Source organism: Azonexus hydrophilus DSM 23864 (assembly GCF_000429605.1).
In the GTDB taxonomy this organism is placed as follows: Bacteria; Pseudomonadota; Gammaproteobacteria; order Burkholderiales; family Rhodocyclaceae; genus Azonexus; species Azonexus hydrophilus.
The window spans coordinates 90,935-112,528 of sequence record NZ_KE386926.1; the positions used below are offsets into that span (position 1 = coordinate 90,935).

The 21,594-nt window shown below is 63.8% G+C and carries 27 protein-coding genes; 22 read left to right on the forward strand and 5 right to left on the reverse strand.

What is annotated here, in order from left to right; all coding sequences use genetic code 11:
* Positions 1-28: 28 nt before the first annotated feature.
* The 5 genes from G471_RS0115550 to G471_RS0115570 all read left to right on the forward strand — a co-directional run bounded on the left by G471_RS0115550 (position 29) and on the right by G471_RS0115570 (position 3,348).
* On the forward strand, positions 29-763 hold the full coding sequence (locus G471_RS0115550) for a cytochrome c biogenesis CcdA family protein (protein WP_028996143.1): 735 nt from the start codon (positions 29-31) through the stop codon (positions 761-763).
* Between the two features lie 85 nt (positions 764-848).
* Positions 849-1,163, forward strand: coding sequence for an HvfA family oxazolone/thioamide-modified RiPP metallophore (locus tag G471_RS0115555; protein ID WP_028996144.1), 315 nt, complete (start codon positions 849-851; stop codon positions 1,161-1,163).
* Between the two features lie 54 nt (positions 1,164-1,217).
* A complete protein-coding gene (locus G471_RS0115560; protein WP_028996145.1) occupies positions 1,218-1,751 on the forward strand; it encodes a peroxiredoxin-like family protein in 534 nt (177 codons plus the stop codon).
* Positions 1,751-2,593 carry an HvfB family MNIO-type RiPP peptide maturase gene (locus G471_RS0115565; protein WP_028996146.1) on the forward strand — a complete coding sequence of 281 codons (843 nt, stop codon included), beginning with the start codon at positions 1,751-1,753 and terminating at the stop codon, positions 2,591-2,593. The genes G471_RS0115560 and G471_RS0115565 overlap by 1 nt, the downstream gene beginning before the upstream one ends.
* 2 nt (positions 2,594-2,595) lie before the next feature.
* Positions 2,596-3,348, forward strand: a complete 753-nt coding sequence (locus tag G471_RS0115570) for an HvfC family RiPP maturation protein (RefSeq protein WP_043421929.1) — start codon at positions 2,596-2,598, stop codon at positions 3,346-3,348.
* Between the two features lie 3 nt (positions 3,349-3,351).
* On the opposite strand, the gene G471_RS18045 is transcribed toward G471_RS0115570, so the two are convergent.
* Positions 3,352-4,710 carry a Fic family protein gene (locus G471_RS18045; RefSeq protein WP_051295546.1) on the reverse strand — a complete coding sequence of 453 codons (1,359 nt, stop codon included), beginning with the start codon at positions 4,708-4,710 and terminating at the stop codon, positions 3,352-3,354.
* Between G471_RS18045 and G471_RS0115580 the strand changes: the two genes are divergently transcribed.
* From G471_RS0115580 to G471_RS19605, 15 genes are all read left to right on the forward strand, one after another.
* On the forward strand, positions 4,709-5,089 hold the full coding sequence (locus tag G471_RS0115580; RefSeq protein WP_028996148.1) for a thioredoxin family protein: 381 nt from the start codon (positions 4,709-4,711) through the stop codon (positions 5,087-5,089). The two genes, G471_RS18045 and G471_RS0115580, sit on opposite strands and share 2 nt — an antisense overlap.
* Positions 5,086-5,724 (forward strand): sigma-70 family RNA polymerase sigma factor, encoded by a 639-nt coding sequence (locus G471_RS0115585; protein ID WP_245580576.1) that lies wholly within the window; start codon positions 5,086-5,088, stop codon positions 5,722-5,724. The genes G471_RS0115580 and G471_RS0115585 overlap by 4 nt, the downstream gene beginning before the upstream one ends.
* Positions 5,718-5,945 (forward strand): zf-HC2 domain-containing protein, encoded by a 228-nt coding sequence (locus G471_RS0115590; protein WP_028996150.1) that lies wholly within the window; start codon positions 5,718-5,720, stop codon positions 5,943-5,945. Before G471_RS0115585 ends, G471_RS0115590 begins: the two co-directional genes overlap by 7 nt.
* 213 nt (positions 5,946-6,158) lie before the next feature.
* A complete protein-coding gene (locus tag G471_RS0115595) occupies positions 6,159-7,196 on the forward strand; it encodes a Fic family protein (protein WP_211226445.1) in 1,038 nt (345 codons plus the stop codon).
* 256 nt (positions 7,197-7,452) lie between these two features.
* Entirely contained in the window at positions 7,453-7,581 is a 129-nt protein-coding gene (locus G471_RS19580) for a hypothetical protein (protein ID WP_281170411.1), read from the forward strand.
* Positions 7,582-7,662: 81 nt separating this feature from the next.
* Positions 7,663-8,196 (forward strand): YgjP-like metallopeptidase domain-containing protein, encoded by a 534-nt coding sequence (locus G471_RS0115610; protein WP_245580577.1) that lies wholly within the window; start codon positions 7,663-7,665, stop codon positions 8,194-8,196.
* A gap of 105 nt (positions 8,197-8,301) precedes the next feature.
* Positions 8,302-9,804, forward strand: a complete 1,503-nt coding sequence (gene nifB / locus G471_RS0115615) for a nitrogenase cofactor biosynthesis protein NifB (protein ID WP_028996153.1) — start codon at positions 8,302-8,304, stop codon at positions 9,802-9,804.
* Complete coding sequence (locus tag G471_RS0115620; RefSeq protein ID WP_028996154.1) at positions 9,805-10,095, forward strand: 4Fe-4S dicluster domain-containing protein; 291 nt, start codon at positions 9,805-9,807, stop codon at positions 10,093-10,095.
* Complete coding sequence (locus tag G471_RS18050) at positions 10,095-10,562, forward strand: ArsC/Spx/MgsR family protein (protein WP_043421931.1); 468 nt, start codon at positions 10,095-10,097, stop codon at positions 10,560-10,562. The genes G471_RS0115620 and G471_RS18050 overlap by 1 nt, the downstream gene beginning before the upstream one ends.
* On the forward strand, positions 10,501-11,811 hold the full coding sequence (locus G471_RS0115630) for an FprA family A-type flavoprotein (protein WP_245580578.1): 1,311 nt from the start codon (positions 10,501-10,503) through the stop codon (positions 11,809-11,811). Before G471_RS18050 ends, G471_RS0115630 begins: the two co-directional genes overlap by 62 nt.
* Positions 11,812-11,828: 17 nt before the next feature.
* Positions 11,829-12,116 carry a 2Fe-2S iron-sulfur cluster-binding protein gene (locus G471_RS0115635; protein WP_028996156.1) on the forward strand — a complete coding sequence of 96 codons (288 nt, stop codon included), beginning with the start codon at positions 11,829-11,831 and terminating at the stop codon, positions 12,114-12,116.
* Positions 12,117-12,185: 69 nt separating this feature from the next.
* The gene (locus tag G471_RS0115640; protein ID WP_028996157.1) at positions 12,186-12,548 is read left to right on the forward strand and encodes a 2Fe-2S iron-sulfur cluster-binding protein; all 363 of its coding nucleotides are present in this window, start codon (positions 12,186-12,188) and stop codon (positions 12,546-12,548) included.
* A gap of 2 nt (positions 12,549-12,550) precedes the next feature.
* Positions 12,551-13,123: a nitrogen fixation protein NifQ gene (locus tag G471_RS0115645; RefSeq protein WP_028996158.1), complete on the forward strand. Its 573-nt coding sequence runs from the start codon at positions 12,551-12,553 to the stop codon at positions 13,121-13,123.
* Positions 13,102-14,055, forward strand: a complete 954-nt coding sequence (gene draG / locus G471_RS0115650; RefSeq protein WP_081700313.1) for an ADP-ribosyl-[dinitrogen reductase] hydrolase — start codon at positions 13,102-13,104, stop codon at positions 14,053-14,055. The genes G471_RS0115645 and draG overlap by 22 nt, the downstream gene beginning before the upstream one ends.
* A gap of 74 nt (positions 14,056-14,129) precedes the next feature.
* Positions 14,130-14,714 (forward strand): YkgJ family cysteine cluster protein, encoded by a 585-nt coding sequence (locus G471_RS19605; protein ID WP_081700314.1) that lies wholly within the window; start codon positions 14,130-14,132, stop codon positions 14,712-14,714.
* A 77-nt stretch (positions 14,715-14,791) separates the two neighbouring features.
* Here the strand turns inward: G471_RS19605 and G471_RS0115660 are convergent, their stop codons facing one another.
* A complete protein-coding gene (locus G471_RS0115660; RefSeq protein WP_028996160.1) occupies positions 14,792-15,634 on the reverse strand; it encodes a LysR family transcriptional regulator in 843 nt (280 codons plus the stop codon).
* A gap of 94 nt (positions 15,635-15,728) precedes the next feature.
* Here G471_RS0115660 and G471_RS0115665 point away from each other — a divergent pair, with 94 nt between their 5' ends.
* A complete protein-coding gene (locus G471_RS0115665; RefSeq protein WP_028996161.1) occupies positions 15,729-16,931 on the forward strand; it encodes a YbfB/YjiJ family MFS transporter in 1,203 nt (400 codons plus the stop codon).
* Positions 16,932-16,934: 3 nt separating this feature from the next.
* On the opposite strand, the gene G471_RS0115670 is transcribed toward G471_RS0115665, so the two are convergent.
* Both G471_RS0115670 and G471_RS0115675 read right to left on the reverse strand, forming a co-directional pair.
* Complete coding sequence (locus G471_RS0115670; protein ID WP_028996162.1) at positions 16,935-17,318, reverse strand: bacteriohemerythrin; 384 nt, start codon at positions 17,316-17,318, stop codon at positions 16,935-16,937.
* Positions 17,318-17,869 (reverse strand): hypothetical protein, encoded by a 552-nt coding sequence (locus G471_RS0115675; protein WP_157272563.1) that lies wholly within the window; start codon positions 17,867-17,869, stop codon positions 17,318-17,320. Before G471_RS0115675 ends, G471_RS0115670 begins: the two co-directional genes overlap by 1 nt.
* Positions 17,870-18,057: 188 nt before the next feature.
* Here G471_RS0115675 and G471_RS18060 point away from each other — a divergent pair, with 188 nt between their 5' ends.
* On the forward strand, positions 18,058-20,562 hold the full coding sequence (locus G471_RS18060) for a putative bifunctional diguanylate cyclase/phosphodiesterase (protein WP_211226446.1): 2,505 nt from the start codon (positions 18,058-18,060) through the stop codon (positions 20,560-20,562).
* Position 20,563: 1 nt separating this feature from the next.
* Here the strand turns inward: G471_RS18060 and G471_RS0115685 are convergent, their stop codons facing one another.
* Positions 20,564-21,400 (reverse strand): hypothetical protein, encoded by an 837-nt coding sequence (locus G471_RS0115685; protein ID WP_028996164.1) that lies wholly within the window; start codon positions 21,398-21,400, stop codon positions 20,564-20,566.
* Positions 21,401-21,594 lie beyond the last annotated feature (194 nt).

Sequence of the window (21,594 nt, forward strand, 5' to 3'; positions counted from 1 at the left end):
CGACCAATCTCCAACTCAAGGAGACGTCATGCTCGAAACCCTTTCCCCCGCCGTTCTCGGCCTCGCCCTGCTGGCCGGCAGCCTGACCACGCTGTCGCCCTGCGTCTTTCCCGTGTTGCCGCTGGTCGTCGGCGGCGCCGTGCAGCAGAACAAGCTCGCGCCAGTGGCGATGGGCGTCGGCATGGCGCTGTCGTTCGCCTTGATCGGCATGCTGCTCGGCGCGCTCGGGCCGGCGCTGGGCATCGACGGCGACCATGTGCGGACGTTTGGCGGTTGGCTGCTGCTGACTTTCGGCCTGGTCATGCTGGTGCCGGCGCTGAACGCCCGTTTCACCGAATGGATGCTGCCCATCGCCAGCCAGGCCAACGCCGCGTCGGCGCGGCTGAATGGCGGCTCGCTGGGCGGCGCCTTCCTGCTCGGCGGCGTGCTCGGGCTGGTCTGGAGTCCCTGTTCCGGGCCGCTGCTCGGCGCCGCGCTGAGCCTGGTCGCAGCCGAAGGCGGCGCCCTGCGTGGTGGCGTCGTGCTCGGTCTGTTCGGCATCGGCGCGGCGGTGCCGCTGGTCGGCGTCGCCTATGCCTCGCGCGCCGGCTTCGGTCGTGCCCGTGGCTGGGTCATGCAGCACATCGGTCGGATCAAGACCGTGTTCGGCGTCCTGCTGCTGCTCACCGGCATCGCCATCCTCAGCGGCGCCGACAAATGGCTGGAAGCCATCATCGTCGAACGTTTGCCGGATTCCTGGGTCCGACTGACCACGCTGTTCTGAAATCTTCTGTAAGAAAGTCGGCCGTGACGCCGACCAAGCAACAGGCAGGCTTTCTGCCATCACCCCCACCTCAATGGAGATCATCATGAAAAAGCAAACCCTCACCTCGCTGGCCATCGGTTCCGCCTTTGCCGCCGTCGCCCTGACCCCGGTTGCCCACGCCGCCGACAATCCCTTCGCCGCCAAGCAACTGTCGGCCGGCTACCAGCTGGCGCAGGCCGACACCAAGGGCAAGGAAGGTAAATGCGGTGAAGCCAAGTGCGGTGCCGACAAGAAGGCGAAGGACGCCAAGTGTGGCGCCGACAAGAAAACGGATGCCAAGTGCGGCGCTGACAAGAAGCCGGCCGACAAAAAGGCTGACGGCAAGTGTGGCGAAGCCAAGTGCGGCGCCAAGAAGTAAGACGCTGAACCAGCAGGCCGGCGCTCGATGCCGGCCCTTTCAAGGAATATCCTCATGCCGCAATCCCTGATTCCCCGCCAGCCGGTCCCAGCGCTCGATGTGCCGCAACTCTCCGGCAGCCGCCTGACGCTCGCCGCCGGTGCAGCACCTGCCTTCACGCTGCTGGTCTTTTACCGCGGCTACCACTGCCCGCTGTGCCGCACCTACCTGAGCGAACTGAACCGCCTGCATGACGAATTCGCCGCCCGCGGCGTGGTCGTCAAGGTACTCTCGTCGGATACCGAAGAACGCGCCCGCCGCGCCGCCGACGAATGGTCGCTCGACCGGCTTGATCTCGGCTACGGTCTGAGCGAGGCCGACGCCCGCGCCTGGGGCCTGTACATTTCCACCGGCCGCGGCCTGACCTCGACCGGCGTCGAGGAACCGGCGCGTTTTTCCGAGCCCGGGGTCTTCCTGATCCGCCCCGACCTGACGCTGTACTGGGCCAACGTCCAGACCATGCCCTTCGCCCGGCCGCACTTCAAAGACATGCTCGGCGCCATCGACTTCGTCGTCGCCAAGGATTACCCGGCGCGCGGAGAAGCCTGATGCACCCCCGCCCGCCGCACGGCGCCGGCCTCGGTTTCCGGCGCGAACTGATCGCCCCGCTGCAGGCCGGCGTGCCGGCAGCCATCGATTTCTTCGAACTGGCACCGGAAAACTGGGCCGGCATGGGCGGGCGCTCGGCACGGCAACTGCGCGAATTCACCGAACGCTACCCCTTCGTCTGCCACGGCCTGTCGCTGTCGCTGGGCGGCAGCGGGCCGCTCGACGAGGCACTGCTCCACCGTACCCGCGATTTCATGCGCGAACATGGGATGACGCTGTACACCGAGCATCTGTCGTGGTGCGCCGACGATCGCCAGCTCTACGACCTGCTACCGATCCCGCAGACCGAGGCGGCGGTGCGCTGGACCGCCGAACGCATCCTGCGCGCGCAGGACATCCTCGGCCGGCAAATCGGTATCGAAAATGCTTCGACCTACGTCGAACCGCCCGGCGCCGAAATGAACGCCGCCGAATTCATCAGCGCCGTGGCCGAGGCCGCCGACTGCCTGCTCCACCTCGACGTAAACAACATCTACGTCAACAGCCGCAACTTCGGCTTCGACGCGCACGAATTCCTCGCCGCGCTGCCGCTGGCGCGCACTTGCTACGTCCATGTCGCCGGCCACTACGTCGAGCCGGACGGGCTGATCATCGACACCCACGGCGCACCGGTGATCGACCCGGTGTGGGCGCTGCTCGCCGACGCCTATGCGCGCATCGGCGGCGAGGTACCGACCTGCCTCGAACGCGACTTCAACTTCCCCGATCTGGCGGCCTTGACCGCAGAAGTCGACACCATCGCCCGGCTACAGGCCGCAGCGAAGCAGCGCAAGGCGGCCTGAACATGGAATTCCAGAGCTTCCAGCAAGCCTTCGCCAATCACCTGCGCAACCCGCAACGCGCCCCCCGCCCGGCCGGCGTGCCGGCACGCGGCATGGGCGTGTACCGCGAACTGGTCGGCAACAACCTGCAGGGCTTCATCGACAGCGCCTTCCCGGTCTGCCGCGCCATCCTCGGCGAGGCGCGCTGGCAACGCCTGGGACGCCGCTTCCGCCGCGACTGGCCGCTGCACACGCCGTGGTTCCGCGAAATCCCGCGCGAGTTCGTACAGTTCCTGGCGCAAACGCCCGGCCTGCGCCTACCGCGCTGGCTGCCCGAACTGGCGCATTACGAATGGGTCGAGCTGGCCGCCGACATCGCCGACGCAGCGATCCCGCCGCACGATCCGGACGGCGACCTGCGCCACGGCACAGTCGTCCTCAACCCGGTGCTGTTCAACCTCGCCTACGCCTGGCCGGTGCACCGCATCGGCCCCGACTGGCGCCCGCGCAAGGCGCAGGCAACGCACCTGCTGGTCTATCGCGACGCCGACGACATCGTCCGCTTCAGCGAAACCAACCCGGTCACCGCCCGCCTGCTCGCGCTGCTCGCCGAAACCCCGCAAAGCGGCGAAGCCGCCTGCCGGCAGATCGCCGCCGAACTACAGCACGCCGAGCCGGAACGGCTGGTCGAGTTCGGCCTTGAACTCCTCGCAGACCTGCATCGCCAGGGGATAGTGCTCGGTACGGAGTCAGCGCGGGATCACGCGATGGCTTGATGTTCAAAACCCACTAAGGTTTGCCGCAGCCCCGGCCTCATCCAGGACCGCATCCAGCCCTGTATACAGGGCATTGAGCACTTCGTGGGACTGAAATACGCGGTTCCTTTTGTCGGTGTTGTTTGGACGGAGGATATCGAGCTCGACCAAATCATCGATTGCATCGTTGGCCGCAGGAAAGCTCACTGCAAGTCGTTTGCTTACCTCGTTTGCCGTGACAATCGGTTGCCCGATCAACAAATCGACGACTTTCCAGATGGTGGCGTGTTTTCTTCGCTTTTGTGCCACGAGCTGAGCATGCCATCCTGCTTGAATGGATCGCAGATGCCCGAACAGCTGGACTGTGTGCCTTGCGGACGCAATCGTGCACTCCAGGAACAGCTTGATCCAGGGTTCCCAATCCAGTTTCATCTGAACACTCAGCAGGGCCGCGTAATAATCCTGTTGGCGCACTTTGAGAAAAGTCGCGAGATGAATCGGCGGCTTCCCTGCCGCGTGAAGCATCAGCGGAAGGAGAAGCCGACCTGTTCGCCCATTGCCATCCAGGAAAGGATGTATTGCCTCAAATTGAACGTGCGCGATTGGCGCCCGCATCAGAACAGAAACTTCTTTTACGCCCTCTGGTTCGTATTGCAGGAGCGAGACGAGGTCGTCCATCAATGAGGGGACCAGGTCTGCCGGCGGGGGAATGTAGTGTGCCGTTTCCAGCCGGCTACCAATGAAATTCTGTCGATCACGGAGGATGCCCGGTGTCGCACGGGCTTGCCCGCTCATGATGATGGCATGGATATGACTGATCAGTCGATTGTCGAGCGCAGCTTGCCCGCGCGCCGTAAGCTCGTTGATGCCATGCATAAAGGCCCGAACGTAGGAAAGCGTCTCTTCTGCATCCCCATCCTCGATCATGGAAGAAGCGCCCGCTCCCAGTTCATGAATGAGGAGGTCATCAAAACCGGTATGGGTACCTTCGATTTGACTGCTGTCTACAGCCTCCCGTCGGTTGAGCATGTGGAATACCAGGCTCGCCATCTCGGGATTTGCTTCGATCATTGCCTTCAGGGTTTCCAGTTCCCGCCGCGCGAGCACGAAGAGTGCAGAACAACCGGGGACGGACACCGACGTTGGAACGGGTTCTGGAACAACGGCAAAGCAGCCCGAGCGATCCGGTATCGCACGGCAGGTCTGTTGCAAGCGAGGGTGAAGGTCATTTTTTCTCATGAAAGAGATAATAGTCTTTTTGTTATTAAACTTAAAACCAAAAAACTTTAACAAGATTCTCTTTGTTGAAGATTTCCCGGTGTAAGAATTTCCCAAGCAACTCCGACCAATCATCACCATCCTCAACCCCTCGGAGTCCATCATGAAAACCATCCGCCTGCTCGCGGCCCTCGCCTTCACCACCATTGCCGGCTTTGCCCAGGCGCTCGACATCGCCCCGTGGACGGCGGCCGACTTTGCTCAGCAACAGGCTGCCGGCAAGGCCGTTGCCCTGCATTTTCACGCCGACTGGTGCCCGACCTGCCGGGCGCAGCAGAAGGTCTTCGACGGCTGGCGTGGCGATGCTGCCGTGCCCGGCCGCCTACTCGTCGTCGATTACGACAACGCCCGCGAACTACGCCGCCAGTTGGGCGTGCGCATGCAATCGACGCTGATCGTCTTCAAGGGTGACAAGGAAGTCGCGCGCCTGGCTGGCGACACCGATCCGGCCAAGCTGCGTGCCGCGCTGGAAGCCGCCCGTTGAGCTACCATGGCGGCATTGACGCCCGCGCCACGGAGGCCGCCATCGTTCCCCCAGCCAGCATCGACAACGCCTTTGTCGAACAGGTCCGCCGCGACATGCTGGCCTTCGCCCAGCTCCAGTTGCGCGATGCCGCGCTCGCCGAAGACGCCGTCCAGGACGCCCTGACCGCTGCGCTGACCAGCGGCAAGGATTTCGCTGGCCGCTCGGCGCTGAAGACCTGGGTGTTCGGCATCCTGCGCCACAAGATCGTCGACCTGATCCGCCAGCAGTCGCGGACGACGCCGATCTCGGCCTTCGGCGATGACGAGGACAGCCTGGACCAGGCCTTCGACGCCCTGTTCAAGGAAAACGCCCACTGGCAGCCGGCGCACCGCCCGGCCGCCTGGGGCGATCCGGAAAGCTCGCTGCGCGACAAGCACTTCTGGGCCGTCTTCGACGCCTGCCTGACGCATCTGCCCAAGAACACCGCGCGCGTCTTCATGATGCGCGAGTTTCTCGAACTCGATACCGGCGAAGTCTGTTCCGCCGCCGGTATCAGCACCAGCAACTGCCACGTCATCCTGCACCGCGCCCGCAGCGCCTTGCGCGGTTGCCTGGAAAAAAGCTGGTTCCTCGCCGGAGAACGCCCATGTTGAACTGCAAGGACGCCACCCGCCGCATGTCGGAAGCCGAAGACCGCGAACTCGGCCTCGGCGAACGTCTCGAACTCGGCATGCACCTCGCCCTGTGCAAGGGCTGCCGCAACTACCAGCAACACCTGCAGGTGTTGCGCGATGCCTGCCGGGGATATCGCGAAACGATGGCGGGAGAAAATCATGAACGTTCGTCGGCGGAAGGCGGCGAATCGAAGCACTGACCAGCATGCCCCAAAGGCAAACCGCTTACGGAAACAGGGCGTGACATTGTATTAAACATTGCTTTAATATCTTAAGCATCGTTTAAAGCCTCCTTTCACACCATGCGCCGTACTGGCACTTACGCCGTTTCCACCACACTGGGCGAAACCGTTCAGGCCTTTGTCCCGCTGCCTTTGCCGCCGCGCGAGCCAGCCTTGGCGAGCGGATGTTTCGTGGCAGGAAATCGCGCTGCGGAGCTGGCGTTAGCACGTTTGTCCGGTGTTTCGGGGCTGGTGCCGTCAGTGGACTGGCTACTCTATGGCGCGGTGCGCAAGGAGGCCTTGCTGACATCCCAGATCGAGGGCACGCAGGCAACGCTGGTCGATCTATTTGAAGAAGAGGCCGGCTTTGCCATCGGCAATGCTGACGATGTCGAAGAGGTGACCAACTACCTGCGGGCTTTCCGACTGGTCCAGGACAATCTGCGCGATCCAGCCGGACTGCCGATCAGCGTGCGTCTGCTTTGCGATGCCCACCGGCTGCTGCTCGACGGCGTACGCGGCAACGGCAGGCAACCCGGCGAATTGCGGCGTTCGCAGAACTGGATCGGCGGCACACGACCGGGGAACGCGGCATTTGTGCCGCCACCAGCCGAGCAGGTAGCGGATTTGCTGGCCGACATCGAACGCTTCATCCACGATGATGCGGCATCAGACTTACCGCCACTGGTAAAAATCGCCCTGGTCCATGCCCAGTTCGAAACCATCCACCCCTTCCTTGATGGCAACGGGCGCATCGGGCGTTTGCTGATCGCAGCACTGATGGAACACTGGCGGCTGCTTCCCGAGCCGTTGATGTACTTGAGCGGTTACCTGAAACAGCATCAGACAGCGTACTACCAGCGCTTGTCGGCCATCCGCACTCAAGGTGACTGGGAAGGCTGGGTCGATTTCTTTCTCGATGGTGTTGCCGCTGCGGCCAGTGAAGCCGAGCGCAGCATCGTTGCCATGGCCAGCCTGATCGCCAGCGACCGTCGTCGCCTGCTCGCTTCGCCCAAGGCGGGCCCGGCCTGTTACCGCCTCTTCGAAACACTGCCGATGATGCCGCGCTTCACTGTCGAACTGGCGCGACAGTCACTCGACACCACCTTCCCCACAGCCAACGCAGCAGTAAAGCTGCTTGAGGGTCTGGGCATCGTGCAGGAACTGACCGGCCAGAAGAAGAACCGCAGCTACAGCTATCCGGCTTACATCGCGTTGTTGACGGGCTGAGCCCCGAGCAACTTATCAGGAACAATCGCTCCAATCACCAGTCAAAACACGCGTCAGAAGCATGATCAAGGCATACGCGGGCCCCCGACCGGAAGAATTTGCGCGGAGCCCCCTGACTGGACACCAGCATCATCACATGAACTGGAGACACCGCCATGCAGGATCTGTCCTACTGGGAACGCAGTTACAGCGTTGGCAACTGGATGCTCGACAACCAGCACCGCAACATCCTCGCCCTTTGACAGCGCTGGCGAAGATGTTTGCCGACGCCCACGCCGGACTGATCACGCCCGAGGCCTTGAGTGACTATCTGCCGCGCTGGTGCATGGGCCATATTCTTGAATCCGACCGCCATTTCGCCCCGTTCATCCAGCGTCTGCATTGAAGGCGGAGGCCAGCCGAGGGTGCTACCCAAACCGGTCAATTACCGGGACAATCGCGCCCTCAGCCCTGACTGCCGCCATCCGTGCCCACCGCCTACCTCGCCGGCTACCCGCCCAACCTGACCGAACCGGTCGCCCGCCTGCTTGAGCAGGGGCGCCTGGGCGAGGCCTTGCGCAAGAAGTATCCGGTGGCGCACGCGGTACGCACTGACCGCGCCTTGTACGATTACGTACAGGACTTGCGTGGCGAGTTCCTTCGCAATACGCCGCAGCCGAGCAAGATCGTTTTCGACGGCAAACTGCAGTCGGTCGGCCGGGCGCTGGGCACGCACACCCGCGTGGCGCGGGTGCAGGGCGGCAAGTTGAAGACCAAGCATGAAATCCGGATCGCCGCCGTGTTCCGCGAGGCGCCGCCGGAATTCCTGCGCATGATCGTCGCCCACGAACTGGCCCACCTCAAGGAAGCCGAGCACGACAAGGCCTTCTACCAGTTGTGCCGGCACATCGAGCCGGATTATCACCAGCTGGAATTCGATCTGCGCGTCTATCTCTGCCATCTTGCTGCCGGTGGTGAGGGTTTGTGGCCGGCGATGTCCGGTTTGCGACATCCGGCCTGACAGGGCAAAAACACGAACACCGCAAGCCATTGATTTATTGAGAAATAACCCACTGGCACAGCGATTGCTGAAGAGGCTCCGAACAGTTTTCTTGGAGCCCTCATCGTGGAACTTCCAGTCATCAGCAACAACGCACCGGCCGCCGAAGGCGGCGGCTGTTCTTCCAGCGGTTGCGGCACGGCGCCGGACGGGCTGGCCCATCTGCCGGATCACATCCGCGCCAAGGTGCAGGATCATCCCTGCTATTCGGAACAGGCGCACCACTATTTCGCCCGCATGCACGTCGCCGTCGCGCCGGCCTGCAACATCCAGTGCAACTACTGCAACCGCAAGTACGACTGCTCGAACGAATCGCGCCCGGGCGTCGTCTCCGAACTGCTGACGCCGGACCAGGCGATCAAGAAGGTGCTCGCGGTGGCCGCCGAGATTCCGCAGATGACGGTGCTCGGCATCGCCGGACCCGGAGACCCCTTGGCCAACCCGGGCCGCACTTTCGACACTTTCCGCCAGCTCTCCGAGAAGGCCCCGGACATCAAGCTGTGCGTGTCGACCAACGGGCTGTCCCTGCCCGAGCATGTCGACGAAATCGCCAAACACAACATCGACCACGTGACGATCACCATCAACTGTGTCGATCCTGAAGTTGGCGCCAAGATCTACCCGTGGATCTATTGGCAGAACAAGCGCATCTTCGGCATCGAGGGCGCGCGCATCCTGATCGAACAGCAGCAGAAGGGTCTGCAGATGCTGACCGACCGCGGCATCCTGGTGAAGGTCAATTCGGTGCTGATTCCCGGCATCAATGACCAGCACCTCAAGGAAGTCTCCAAGGTGGTCAAGGCCAAGGGTGCCTTCCTGCACAACGTCATGCCGCTGATCGCCGAGGCCGAGCACGGCACCTACTACGGCATCATGGGCCAGCCGGAACCGACCCAGGAAATGCTGCAGGAGCTGCAGGACGCCTGTGCCGGCGACATGGCGATGATGCGCCACTGCCGCCAGTGCCGCGCCGACGCGGTCGGCCTGCTGGGCGAGGATCGCGGCGACGAGTTCACCATGGACAAGATCGACGTCATGGAGGTCGATTACGAAGCCGCCATGGTCCGCCGCAAGGCAGTGCATGACGCGATCATCGAGAAACTGGAAGCCGAACGCGGCGTCGCCAAACCGAAGCCGACCGACATTCCGGCAGGTTCGCGGCCGGTATTGATGGCGGTAGCCGGCAAGAATGGCCTGGTTGCCGAGCACTTCGGTCATGCCCGCGAGTTCCTGATCTACGAGGCTTCGCCGGAAGGCGTGCGTTTCATCAGCCACCGCAAGACCGAACTGTACTGCGGCGGCATGGATGCCTGCGGCGACGGCGACGTGGTCGAAGCGGGCGCCAGCGAATCGCTGCTTGATCGCAACATCCGCATTCTCGAAGGTTGCGAGGTCGTGCTCTGCGCCAAGGTCGGTTACGAACCCTGGGCCAAGCTGGAAGCCGCCGGCATCGCGCCGAACGGCGAACACGCGATGGAGCCGATCGAGGAAGCGGTGATGGCGGTGTACAAGGAAATCGCGGCGACCGGCAAATTGCTGCCGCAAGCCGATTCTCTGAAGGTGGCGTAAATGGCACTCCAGATTACCGAATCCTGCGTCAATTGCTGGGCTTGCGTCGATGTCTGTCCGAACGACGCCATCTACCAGCCGGAGCGCGACGAAGCGCCGCATTTCCTGATCAGCGCGGACAAATGCACCGAATGCCTGGGCGACCATGCCGATCCGCAATGCGCGGCGATCTGCCCGATCGAAATGGCGATCGTCAATGAACTCGGGGAATTCCTCAATCCGCCGGGGTCGCTGACCGGGATTCCAATCGAAAAGCTGAAGGAATTCGGCTTGTGGCGGGAGGCAGCCTGATGGCGGTCATCACTTTTTACGAAAAACCCGGCTGTAAAGGCAATCTGCGCCAGAAGACGCTGCTTGCCGCCGCCGGTCACACCGTCCAGGCGAAAAACCTGAAAAGCGAAGCCTGGACGGCCGACCGCCTGCTCCAGTTCATCGGCAAGCTGCCGGTCGCCCGCTGGTTCAACCCGGCCGCACCGGCGATCAAGAGCGGCGAGATCGTGCCCGAGAACATCAGCTTCGAGCACGCGCTGCAGTTGCTGCTGGAGAACCCGCTGCTGATCCGCCGCCCGCTGATGGAAGTCGGCGACGAACGCATGGTCGGTTTCGATCCGGCCGCAGTTGACGCCTGGGTCGGACTCAACGGTGTCGAGCTGCCGGCAGGCAATATCGAAGCCTGCGTGCACGGGCCGGAGGGCCATGGCAGTTGTGGCAGCCATGCGCACGACGAGGAAGAACATGCCGGTTGCGGGACTCACTGACGGCGCCGTCGAGATTGCACCGGGCGTCCACTGGGTGGGCGCCCTCGACCCGCACCTGCGTTCCTTCGACATCATCCTGAAAACCGCCAACGGCACCAGCTACAACAGCTATGTCGTGCGCGGCGAGACGGGCGTGGCCGTCATCGACACGGTCAAGGAAAGCTTCGCCGACACCTTCTTCACCCGGCTCGAATCGGTGGCCCGTTACGACGAAATCACCACCATCGTCCTCAACCACCTCGAACCGGATCACAGCGGCGCCCTGCCGGAACTGCTCAAGCGCGCGCCGCAGGCCAAGGTGTACCTGTCCAGCCGCGCCCAGATGATGTTGAAGGCGCTGCTCAAGCCGACCGGCGAAAAACCGCCCGAATACATCCCGGTCACCACCGACGACCAGGTCGACCTCGGCGGGCGCACCCTGCGTTTCCTGCACACGCCCTACCTGCACTGGCCGGACACCCAATGCACCTACCTGGTCGAGGACGGCATCCTGTTCTCCGGCGACATCTTCGGCTGCCATTTCTGCGACGCCCGACTGTTCAACGACCGGGTCGGCGATTTCCGCTTTTCCTTCGAGTACTACTACGCGCACATCATGCGCCCCTTCCGCGAGCACGTGCTCGACGCGGTGGCGCTGATCGAGCCGCTCGAACTGAGCACCCTCTGCCCGGCGCACGGCCCCATCCTGCGCAAGCAGCCGCGCGACTACCTGCACCGCTACCGCGAACTGGCGACGCCGCGGCTGTTCAACGAGGCGCACAGCGAGAAGACGCTGGTCGTCTTCTACATCTCGGCCTACGGCAACACCCGACGCATGGCCGAAGCCCTGGCCGCCGGCGCCGAGCGCATCGACGGCGTGCGCGTCTCGCTGTACGACCTCGAAGGCGGCGAGGACGGCATCTTCACCGACCTGATCGAGGAAGCCGACGGCCTCGCCTTCGGCAGCCCGACGATCAACGCCGACGCGGTCAAGCCGGTGTGGGACGTGCTCTCGTCGCTGACCACGGTCAACGTCAAGGGCAAGCTCGGCGCCGCCTTCGGCTCCTATGGCTGGAGCGGCGAAGCGGTGCGGCTGATCGAGGACCGCCTGCGCGGACTCAAGCTGCGGGTCCCGGTCGAAGGCCTGCGCATCAAGCTTGTCCCCGATGCCGGCGAACTCGACGCCTGCCGCGACCTCGGCGAACAACTGGCGCGCCACCTAACCGGCCGCCTCGAAACGCGCGTCATCGACATGGCCGAACTGGCCTGAAACAGGAGAAAAAAACAATGCCCAAAGCAAAAGTCACCTTCCAGGACATCGGCGTCGCCATGACCGTTCCCGCCGGCACCCGGCTGATCGAAGTCTCGGAAAAGGTCGGTGCCGGCATCACCTACGGCTGCCGCGAAGGCGAATGCTGCACCTGCCTGACCAAGGTGATCGAAGGCGGCGAAAACCTCGCCCCGCCGAGCGTGCTCGAAGACCAGGTGCTCAAGGACAACATGGCCCCGCGCGGCCACCGCCTGGCCTGCCAGGCCCAGATTCTTGGCGGCGAAATCGTCGTCAAACCCGCATAAGACCCACAACCGCTGCATCCCGACAACAACAGAGAAACCTCGAAAACCCGCTTACCGGAGAAAGAACAAATGGCTCTCATCACTTTTACCAGCCCGCTGCACAAGGACAAGACGGTTTACGCCGTCGCCGGCAGCAATCGCCAGACCGTCCTCACGCTGGCCAAGGAACACCACATCCCGATCGATTTCGGCTGCGAGAATGGCGACTGCGGCACCTGCCTGGTCAAGGTCTCGTCGGTCGACGCCAAGCGCAGCCCGATGGGCGCGCCGCTGACCGATCACGAAATCCGCGTGCTCAAGGAACTGGGCAAGATCACCCAGGCCGAAGTCGACAAGATGCTGGTCGACGACCTGTGTCCGACCCAGTGGCGTCTGGCCTGCCAGATGGTCCTGCGCGATGAGGATCTGCTCATCGAATACCCGAGCAAGTGACCATGAACGCCCCGGATCGTCTGAACTACCGGCGCATGCTGTTCGATGCGCTGCTGGCGGCGCCTGCCGCCGCTGCGGTGGCCGACGATCCGAACCGGGCGCTGCTGGCCAGCATGCTCGCCGGCCAGGCCGTTGGCGACGGTTGCCTGCCGGCCGATCTCGGCCTCGGCGAAGCCGTCTTCGGCGGCCTGCTGGCCAGCTACTTTGCCGGTTTCGACCATGCCGGCCTGCCGCGCCATGTGGACAGCATCCCGGAATGGGCGGACCTGCAGCAACTGCTGCTCGATCACCGCGACCGCCAGCGTGAATCGGCACCCCTGTTCGCCAACATCGTCGCCACCGCCTGCGCCGGTCGCGACCACCTGTGGCAGGACCTTGGCCTGATCAACCGCGACGAACTGACGCAGTTGATGCGCATCAACTTCCCCAGCCTGGCCCTGGCCAACAGCGGCGACATGAAGTGGAAGAAATTCCTCTACCGCCAGTTCTGCGCCCAGGAAGGCATTTACGTCTGCCCCGCCCCCTCGTGCGGGGTTTGCAAGGATTACGCCAAATGTTTTGGACCGGAGAACTGATCGCCCGCAACGCGCCGGTTCGCCGCCGCGTCACCGCCGAACGCTCGCCGCTGGCCGAGCGCGCCGTCGCTGCTTATCTCGGCCTGGCCATCGGCGACGCGCTGGGCGCCACGGTCGAATTCATGACGCCCAAGGAAATCCGCGCCCATCACGGCGTACACGAAAACATCGTCGGCGGCGGCTGGCTGCGCCTCAAGGCCGGCCAGGTCACCGACGACACGACCATGGCGCTGGCGCTCGGCGAATCCATCCTCGCTGCCGGCCGTGTCGATGCGCTGGCCGCCGCCGACGCCTTCGACGCCTGGATGCGCGCCAAGCCGGTGGACATCGGCAATACCGTGCGCCGCAACCTGGTCAGCTTCCGCAGCAGCCGCAATCCGGAAGCCCCGGCATCCGAGCACGACGCCGGCAACGGCGCGGCGATGCGCGTGCTACCAGTGGCGCTGGCCTGCTACGGTCAACCGGCGCCCGCGGTCCGCGCCGCCAGCCGGGCGCAGGCCCATGTCACGCACCACAATCCGCTGTCCGACGCAGCCTGCGAAACCCTGGTCTTCATGGTCCAGGACTTCCTCGCCGGCCGTGACGTGATCGCGGTCGAACGCGAACGCGCCGGCGATCTGGTCCAAGCCTTCCCGATCTTCGCCTGGGACCGCAAGCACAGCGAGAACCCCAGCGGCTACGTGGTCGACACCATGCAGGCGGTTTTCCAATCGCTGTTTGCCACCGAGTGCTTCGAGGACTGCCTGATCGACATCGTCAACCGGGGCGGCGATGCCGACACCACCGGCGCCATTGCCGGCATGCTGGCCGGCGCCAGTTACGGGCTGGAGGGCATCCCGCGGCGCTGGTTGCGCGGCCTCGACGAACTGACCCGCGTCCGTTGTGAAAAGCAGGCCGAAGCGCTGATCGCGCTGGCGGAAAAGGCTGTCTGACAAGCCTCTCCGGGCGTGGATGACTTTTTCCGGCGGATTGGGTAAATTCGCGCGCCGCTCACACGGGTTACGCCATGGACAACGACATCCAGATTCGCCTGATTCAGGAAGACAACCGCGTTTTTCTCGACATGCCGGATACCCCGGATAACCCCTGCTTTTCCTGCGGGGCCTGTTGCCAGCATTTCCGTGTTTCCTTTTACTGCGGCGAGATCGCCGGCGGCAGCGGCGGCTTTGTCCCGGCCGAACTGGTCAGCATGATCAACCCGCTGATGGCCTGCATGAAAGGCACCGAAACCGGTGGCGCCCGTTGTATCGCCTTGCAGGGTACCATCGGCCAGCCGGGCATTGCCTGCGGCATTTATGCCAACCGGCCGACGCCTTGCCGTGAATTCCCGACCTGGCTCGACGACGGCAGTCCCAACCCCGATTGCCTACGTTTGCGCGCCAGTATTGGCTTGGCGCCGCTGCAGCCGGTAGCGCCAAGCCCACCGCACACCAGCGAACCGGTCCAGTTGAGCGACCCGCTCGCCACCCTGAGCGAATGCCTGTCGACCTCGCCCGCACAGGCGGATACCGACTGTTGCAAACCGTTACTTGAGGGCGAGCCGGCGCCCCCTTATGCTGTGATCCATGAGCTGAACAGACATCAGCCCTGACGGTCAGGCCTCCTCCCCCTCGACCCAAGACCGTCCAGAAAGCCTCGTACTCCCCCCGGTGCGAGGCTTTCGCCTTTTCAGGCGACCAGCAATGCCGTAGCCAGGGTTTTCAGGGCTGCCAGCGGCGGCGCTTCGCGCAGGCTGATCATGCCGGTCGGCACCCGGGCGATTTCCGGCGGCACCGTTTCCACGACCAGGTCGTCGGCGTGCAGCGACTGCTCGACCACCCGGCGCGGCATCAGCGTCCACCCGAGACCGACCGAAACACAGCCAAGGATGCCTTCGAGCGTGCCGAATTCCATCGCATCGCTCAGCGTATGCCCCTGGCTGCGCTGCCAGGCCAGCGCCCGCGCCCGGTAGGCGCAGCCCTCGCGGAACAGGATCAGGGGTTGCTGCAGCGGATCGCTGCCGGCGGCATGGACCTGTACCAGTTCCTCGACCACCAGTTCCTCGAACTGCAGGTCGGGATCGACCACCGGCCCGGCGATGAAGGCACAGTCGAGCTTGTGCTGGCGGACCTTGTCGGCCAGCGCCGCACTGGTGTCGGTAAACACCCGCAGTTCCATGCCCGGATGGCTGGCCCGCACCGCCTTCAGCGCACGCGGCAGGTGCAGGGCGGCGAAGGTTTCCATGGCGCCGATGCGCAACTCGCCGGTGCTCTCGCCGACCTGGCGCACCGCCGCCGTCGTCTGCCGCTCCAGCATCAGCATGCGCCGTGTGTAGTCGAGCAGCACGCGCCCCGGCGGTGCCAGCTCCAGCCCGCGTCCCTTGCGGAAGAACAGTTCGGCCCCCAACTCTTCCTCCAGCCGGCGGATGCGCGTGGTGACGTTCGATTGCACCGTGTTCAGCTTGCGCGACGCAGCCAGGATGCCGCCTTCTTCGACCACCGCCTGAAAGGTTCTGAGCGCGACCAGTTCCATAACCATCTCCAATAACGAACGATTCGTTCTTGATAAATCAATTGTTGAGATAGCTTAGCCCGTTTATCGTTGTCGCACCAACAGGAGACAAAAAATGAACGAACAACGAGAACGGCTCAAGGTACTGGGCGCGGGGATTTTCAGCCTACTGCTGGCGATGGGCGTCGCCCGCTTCGCCTACACGCCGCTGCTGCCGCTGATGCAGCAGCAGGCCGGCCTGGGCATCGCCGACGCCGGCTGGCTGGCGGCGATCAATTACGGCGGCTACCTGTGCGGCGCCCTGCTCGCCTCTCTGGTCAGCGACCTGGTGCTCAAGGACAAGCTGTACCGGATCGGCATGATCCTGGCCATTGCCAGCACGGCGATGATGGGGCTGAGCACCGATCCAACAGTGTGGGCGATTTCCCGCTTCGTCGCCGGCCTGAGCAGCGCGGCGGCGATGCTGTTCGGCACCGGGCTGATCCTCAACTGGCTGATCCGCCACCAGCATCGCAGCGAACTGGGCATCCACTTCGCCGGCATCGGGCTCGGCATTGCCGGCTGTGCCGCTGCCGTGGCGTTGATGCAGCAATGGCTGGACTGGCGCGAGCAGTGGTTCGCGCTGACCGCCCTCGGCTGCCTGCTCGCCATCCCGGCACTGCGCTGGCTGCCGGCACCGGACACCAGCGGCCTGACCCGCAGCGGCGAGAAGCTCGAGGACAACCCGCCGTCGCCGCTGTTCATGCGTCTGTTCATGGCCGCCTACTTCTGCGCCGGGGTCGGCTACGTGGTCAGCGCCACCTTCATCGTCGCCATCGTCGACCGCCTGCCCGGCATGGCCGGCCAGGGCACGCTGGTCTTCCTCGCGCTCGGCGTCGGCGCCGCACCGGCCTGCATCGTCTGGGACCTGATCGCGCGGCGCATCGGCGACCTCAACGCACTGATCGCAGCCGCCGTGCTGCAGATCGCCGGCATCCTGCTGCCGCTGGCCGGCGGTCTGCCGGCGGCGCTGGCCGGAGCGATGCTGTTCGGCGGCACCTTCATCGGCATGGTCAGCCTGGTGCTGACCATGGCCGGCCGCTACTACCCGACCCGCCCGGCCAAGATGATGGGCAAGATGACCGTTTCCTACGGCGTCGCCCAGATCCTGGCGCCGGCCATCACCGGCTGGCTGGCCGCCGGCCGTGCCGGCGACTACGCGGTCGGCCTCTACATGGCGGCCGGGGTGATGCTGGTCGGCAGCGTATTGTTGCTGGTGCTGAAGGTGGTGCAACGGCGGGAAGCGAATGCGCAGGCAACACTCTGCCCGCAGAACTGAGTTTCAGGCCGTACCCGACGCTTTCAAGCGCGCCGCCAGCGCGGCATCCATGGTTGCCAGATGGGTGGCGAACCAGGCGGGCAGGCCGCGCGCGTAATCGCGGGCCGATTTCAGACGGCCGGCGGCAACGCTGCGGCCGAAATGCGCCAGTTCGCCAAGCACGCGCAAATGCTCGCTGTTGTGCTCGCCGATGGCGGGAAAACGGCAGGCTTTCATCAGCCTGCCTTCGTGCTCGAAATGCGCGCGGGTGTGTTCGACCAGTTGCGAAAACACGGCCGGGAATTCGTCATCCGAGGCTAGCTGCAAGGTTTCGACCAGGGTGATGAATTCCCGGTGGGTGGCGTCCATATCCGCCACCCCGAGCGCCAGACGCTCATCCCAGGGCATCAGACGGCGCCGTGGTTTTCGCGCTTGTTGGCATTGGTCTTGCCCATCGCTTCCTCGATCGTCGCGGCCGGGTACTTGAAGACGTGGCTCTTGAGTTCCTCGTACACCTTCACCACCTTGTCGGCAGCACTCATGCCCTTGAAATCGCCCTTTTCCAGGCCGAGGACTTCGCACATCTCGTTCCACACCATGCCCTGGACCATGGGAATGCAGACGACCGAGGCGCCGTTGACGTTGGCGATGAAGGGATTGTCGATGTTAACGGTGTACAGCACGACCAGACTGCCCGGCTTGATGTCGGCACCGTACTTGTCCAGCAGCGCCGGGAAGAACTGCAGTTCATCGATGGAACCGGCCAGCAGCTTGAGTTCGTCGCCGGCCGTGAGGACGATGGCCTGCTTCATGACTTCGACCGGCGGCTTGCGGCGGCCCTGGGCGTCGGCAATTTCGCCTTCCTTCAAGACCAGTTCGCCGCGGTAGGCGACCCAGCCGGCTTCGCTGGCGGCTTCCTTGAAATTGGCGTTGAAGAACAGCGATTCGTAGCGATCCATCAGCATTTTGCTTTTTCCTTCCCTGAGTTGAAATATTGTTGGCAGCAGGTAGTTAGCAATTTCCTTGCCTTCGCCGGAATCCAGCAACCACGCGGAATCGGCACGATGCGCGACGGCGAATGTCGGATTCCGGACAATGCCGATGTCGGCATTCGCGGAAGTTCCTGGCGACAAATCCGCAAGACAAAGTGCATAATCGCCTTCAATACACATCGGACAGCAAACCGGCCTTTCATGAAACGCTGCGCCTTGCTCCTTCTACTGGTGACCGGACTGCCTGCCAGCCGGGTAACGTCGCCACGCCGATGAAAACCGTCTTCTTCCGCGACGGCATCCTGCTCCGCTCCATCCTCGTGACCATCCTGGCCTTCTGCCTGGTCGGGGTGTTGACCGTGGCCTACACCATGCAGTCGGCACGCGCCCAGGCCGAAGCGGCGTCCCGGGAACGCGTCGAGCAGTTGCTCGATACGGTGCAACGCACGCTGCAGGTTGCCGGCTTCGTCAAGGACCGGGAGCTGGCCCGCGAGGTCGCCGAGGGGCTGCTCAGCAATCCGGTGGTCCTGCGCGTGACCATCAGCGAGAACGGCAACCTGCTGGTCGACCTGGTGCGCCAGGGTCTGCTGCTGTCCGGGGAAAGGCAGGCCGGGGACATGGTCCGAGCCATCCACTCACCCTTCGTCGACGGCGAAATCATCGGCGAGATCCGCCTGACGCCCGACCCGGACGTCATCGAACACCACATCCGGGACGAAATTATCGACCGGACCTGGCAACTGGTCTGGCAACTGGCCCTGATCTCGGGGGTCATGGTGGTCACCCTGCTGGCTTTCGTGATTCACCCGATCAGTACCATTTCCCGCGAACTGCACCAGATGAATCCGACCGCCGGCGACCGGTTGAAAATTCCGCCCGGCCACGCCAAGACGGAAATCGGACGGCTGGTGACCGATGTCAATGCGCTGGCCGCAGACCTGGTCCGCACCCTCGACGAGGAACATGCCCTGCGTTTGCAGCAGGAGCTCGACGAACAGAAGTATCACGCCATTTTCGACAATGCCGAGAGCGGCATCTTCCTGATCGGACGCAATGGCCGCGTCGCCTCCTGGAACCCGGCGCTGGCGCGCCTGCTGGGAATAGCCCGCGCCGATGAATTCGCCGGCGAACTGATCCTGCTCGATCTACCCTGGTCCGAACCGACGGCCATCGCCATGCTGATCGAAAAGGTTTTCGTTACCGGCGAATCCGCCAAGCGCGATCTCATGCTGCAACGGCCGGACCGCACGCATTTCTGGCTCAACATCATGCTCACCCCGGTCGGCGGCGATCTCCTCCAGGGGGTCGCCCACGATGTTTCGGCGCTCAAGGAAGCCGAGGCCGAAGCCAAACGACAGGCAATGACCGACCCGCTGACCGGCCTGGCCAACCGTGCCAGCCTCGAACATCTGCTGGGCGCGCGGATTCGCCAGCATCACCAGCAGACCAACCCCAGTTTCACGCTGCTGCATGTCGATCTCGACAATTTCCGCCAGATCACCGAGGGCATCGGCGTTCCGGCCGGTGACGCCATCCTGCGCATGGTCGCCGCCCGACTGGGCGCCCAGGTCAAGGGCAACGACACGCTGGCCCGGCTGTCCGGCGACATCTTTGCCATCGTCCTGCAGAACCTCAGCAACGACGAAACCATCGGCAAGGTCGTCGATCGACTCATGCTCAGCCTGCGCCAGCCCTATCTGCTGGAAGGTTCGCCGATCCAGCTGACCGCCAGCATCGGCATCACCTTGTTCCCGCACGATGCGACCGACGCCCCCAGTCTCCTGCGCAATGCCGAACTGGCCTGCGACAAGGCCAAGAATGCCGGCGGCAACCAGTCGGCTTTTTTCGCGCCGAACCTGGCCGAAGCCGCCGAACAGCGGCGACACCTGGAAAACGACCTGCGCCAGGCGGTGGACAGGGGACAGTTCGAGCTGTACTGCCAGCCCATCGCCGACCTGTCCAGTCGTCGCGTCACCGGTGCCGAGGGCTTGATCCGCTGGCGCCACCCGGAGCGCGGCCTGGTGCCGCCCGACCGTTTCATCCCGATTGCCGAGCAGACCGGCCTGATCAACGAAATCGGCCTGTGGGTCATCGAAACCGCCTGCCGGCAGTTGGCCGGATGGCGGGCGGCGGGCATTTCCTGCTACCTGTCGGTCAATGTCTCCGGCCGCCAGATTCCCGGCGGTCTGCCGCCGGCCGCCATTGCCGAGGCCATGCAGCGCCACGGCGTGTCGCCGGACAGCCTGGTTCTGGAAATCACCGAGGGCGTCCTGCTCAACAACATCGGCGAAGCCCAGGCCTGGCTGCAGGCGATCAAGCAACTCGGGCTGCGCGTGTACCTCGACGATTTCGGCACCGGCTATTCGTCGCTCTCCTATCTCAAGCGCTTCCCGCTCGATACGCTGAAGATCGACCGCTCCTTCATCCAGGACATGCAGCCCGGCAACAGTGAATGCTCACTGGTCGAGGCCATTGTCGCCATGGCGCGCAGCCTGGGACTCAAGGTCGTTGCCGAGGGCGTGGAAACCACGGAACAACTGGGCATGCTGGCCCGCATGGGCTGCCACCACGCCCAGGGCTATCTTCTGGCCCGTCCGCTGCCGCCGGCAGAATTCCCCGAAGCGCTGCGGGAAATCGACTGCCGGCTGACGCAAACCTGATTCAGGCCGGCACCGCCGCGCCGATGAACTCGAAGATGTCGCCGTCGATGATTTCGAGACCGATCTTCTTGCAATAGCGCTGCTCCTTGGCCGTCGGTTCAGTGATGAACACCCAGCCGGCCGGCTGGGCGGCGGAGTAGATCATGTCGGCCATGACCATGCGTTCGGTGTCGCGGTTCAGACGCATGCCCATCAGCAGGTACTGCTTGCCCTTGCGCAGTTCCTTGACCTCGGGCGGAATCGAGAAACCGCCCATCAGCTCGGTGATGAAATCGACGTAGTCGGCATCCGAGGCGATGTAGTCGCCTTCCGGCAAGGGCGTGCCCATGGGCTTGAACAGGATGGGCTGCCCCGGCGCGATGTGCTCGACCCGCCGGTAGCTGCTGCCGTCCCAGGAAAAGATCTTGTAGCGGAAGGCCGTCCCGGCGATCCGGGCGATGCCGACGATCAGCGTATGCGGCACGTCGGCGTAGGAGGCCTGCAACTGGGTGTCGCGATTGATGTCGATGACGTAGGCCGGCGCAATCGTCTTCAGCCAGTCATGCACGGCCGCCCGCGTCCATTGGGTGTCGCCATAGGTCTTGTTCAGGAAACGGGTGACGGCGCTGCGTCCGCGCTTGAGTTCGACATTCATCGCCGCCCGGGGGAATTCGTACATCAGCTTGGGCGCCATCGGCTTGCCGCCGTTCATGGCAATGATCAGGGAGTCGCTGTCGGCGGGGATCGGCGCACCGCTGGCGGCATCCCTGACATCGGCGAGCACACCCGGTCCGAGGTAGGGAACGATACTGCCGTCGCGCAGGCCGGCCAGCAATTTTTCACGCAGTTCGGGGGTCATGGTTTTTCTCTTGAGTTGGGTCGACACCGATCAATGCAAAATCCAGGCCCATCCGCAATCGACCGTATACCGTCAATCGCCTTTTTGCCCCCGTGTGACATGTCGGATTTGTGACAGCGAACAGCGTTGGACAAACCAGGGGCATAAGTGCAAACTAGCCAAAAATTTATTAATGACCAAGAATTAATAAAAAT

Coding starts and splice junctions, on each gene's coding strand:
- G471_RS0115570 (WP_043421929.1), top strand. CDS start 2,596: ATGGAATTCCAGAGCTTCCAGCAAGCCTTCGCCAATCACCTGCGCAAC.
- G471_RS0115565 (WP_028996146.1), top strand. CDS start 1,751: ATGCACCCCCGCCCGCCGCACGGCGCCGGCCTCGGTTTCCGGCGCGAA.
- G471_RS0115665 (WP_028996161.1), top strand. CDS start 15,729: ATGAACGAACAACGAGAACGGCTCAAGGTACTGGGCGCGGGGATTTTC.
- G471_RS0115590 (WP_028996150.1), top strand. CDS start 5,718: ATGTTGAACTGCAAGGACGCCACCCGCCGCATGTCGGAAGCCGAAGAC.
- G471_RS0115685 (WP_028996164.1), bottom strand. CDS start 21,400: ATGACCCCCGAACTGCGTGAAAAATTGCTGGCCGGCCTGCGCGACGGC.
- G471_RS0115630 (WP_245580578.1), top strand. CDS start 10,501: ATGGCAGTTGTGGCAGCCATGCGCACGACGAGGAAGAACATGCCGGTT.
- G471_RS19605 (WP_081700314.1), top strand. CDS start 14,130: ATGGACAACGACATCCAGATTCGCCTGATTCAGGAAGACAACCGCGTT.
- G471_RS0115620 (WP_028996154.1), top strand. CDS start 9,805: ATGGCACTCCAGATTACCGAATCCTGCGTCAATTGCTGGGCTTGCGTC.
- G471_RS0115670 (WP_028996162.1), bottom strand. CDS start 17,318: ATGCCCTGGGATGAGCGTCTGGCGCTCGGGGTGGCGGATATGGACGCC.
- G471_RS0115640 (WP_028996157.1), top strand. CDS start 12,186: ATGGCTCTCATCACTTTTACCAGCCCGCTGCACAAGGACAAGACGGTT.
- G471_RS0115580 (WP_028996148.1), top strand. CDS start 4,709: ATGAAAACCATCCGCCTGCTCGCGGCCCTCGCCTTCACCACCATTGCC.
- G471_RS0115560 (WP_028996145.1), top strand. CDS start 1,218: ATGCCGCAATCCCTGATTCCCCGCCAGCCGGTCCCAGCGCTCGATGTG.
- G471_RS18050 (WP_043421931.1), top strand. CDS start 10,095: ATGGCGGTCATCACTTTTTACGAAAAACCCGGCTGTAAAGGCAATCTG.
- draG (WP_081700313.1), top strand. CDS start 13,102: ATGTTTTGGACCGGAGAACTGATCGCCCGCAACGCGCCGGTTCGCCGC.
- G471_RS18045 (WP_051295546.1), bottom strand. CDS start 4,710: ATGATGGACTCCGAGGGGTTGAGGATGGTGATGATTGGTCGGAGTTGC.
- G471_RS0115645 (WP_028996158.1), top strand. CDS start 12,551: ATGAACGCCCCGGATCGTCTGAACTACCGGCGCATGCTGTTCGATGCG.
- G471_RS0115675 (WP_157272563.1), bottom strand. CDS start 17,869: ATGGATCGCTACGAATCGCTGTTCTTCAACGCCAATTTCAAGGAAGCC.
- G471_RS0115660 (WP_028996160.1), bottom strand. CDS start 15,634: ATGGAACTGGTCGCGCTCAGAACCTTTCAGGCGGTGGTCGAAGAAGGC.
- G471_RS19580 (WP_281170411.1), top strand. CDS start 7,453: ATGTTTGCCGACGCCCACGCCGGACTGATCACGCCCGAGGCCTTGAGT.
- G471_RS0115555 (WP_028996144.1), top strand. CDS start 849: ATGAAAAAGCAAACCCTCACCTCGCTGGCCATCGGTTCCGCCTTTGCC.
- G471_RS0115635 (WP_028996156.1), top strand. CDS start 11,829: ATGCCCAAAGCAAAAGTCACCTTCCAGGACATCGGCGTCGCCATGACC.
- G471_RS0115550 (WP_028996143.1), top strand. CDS start 29: ATGCTCGAAACCCTTTCCCCCGCCGTTCTCGGCCTCGCCCTGCTGGCC.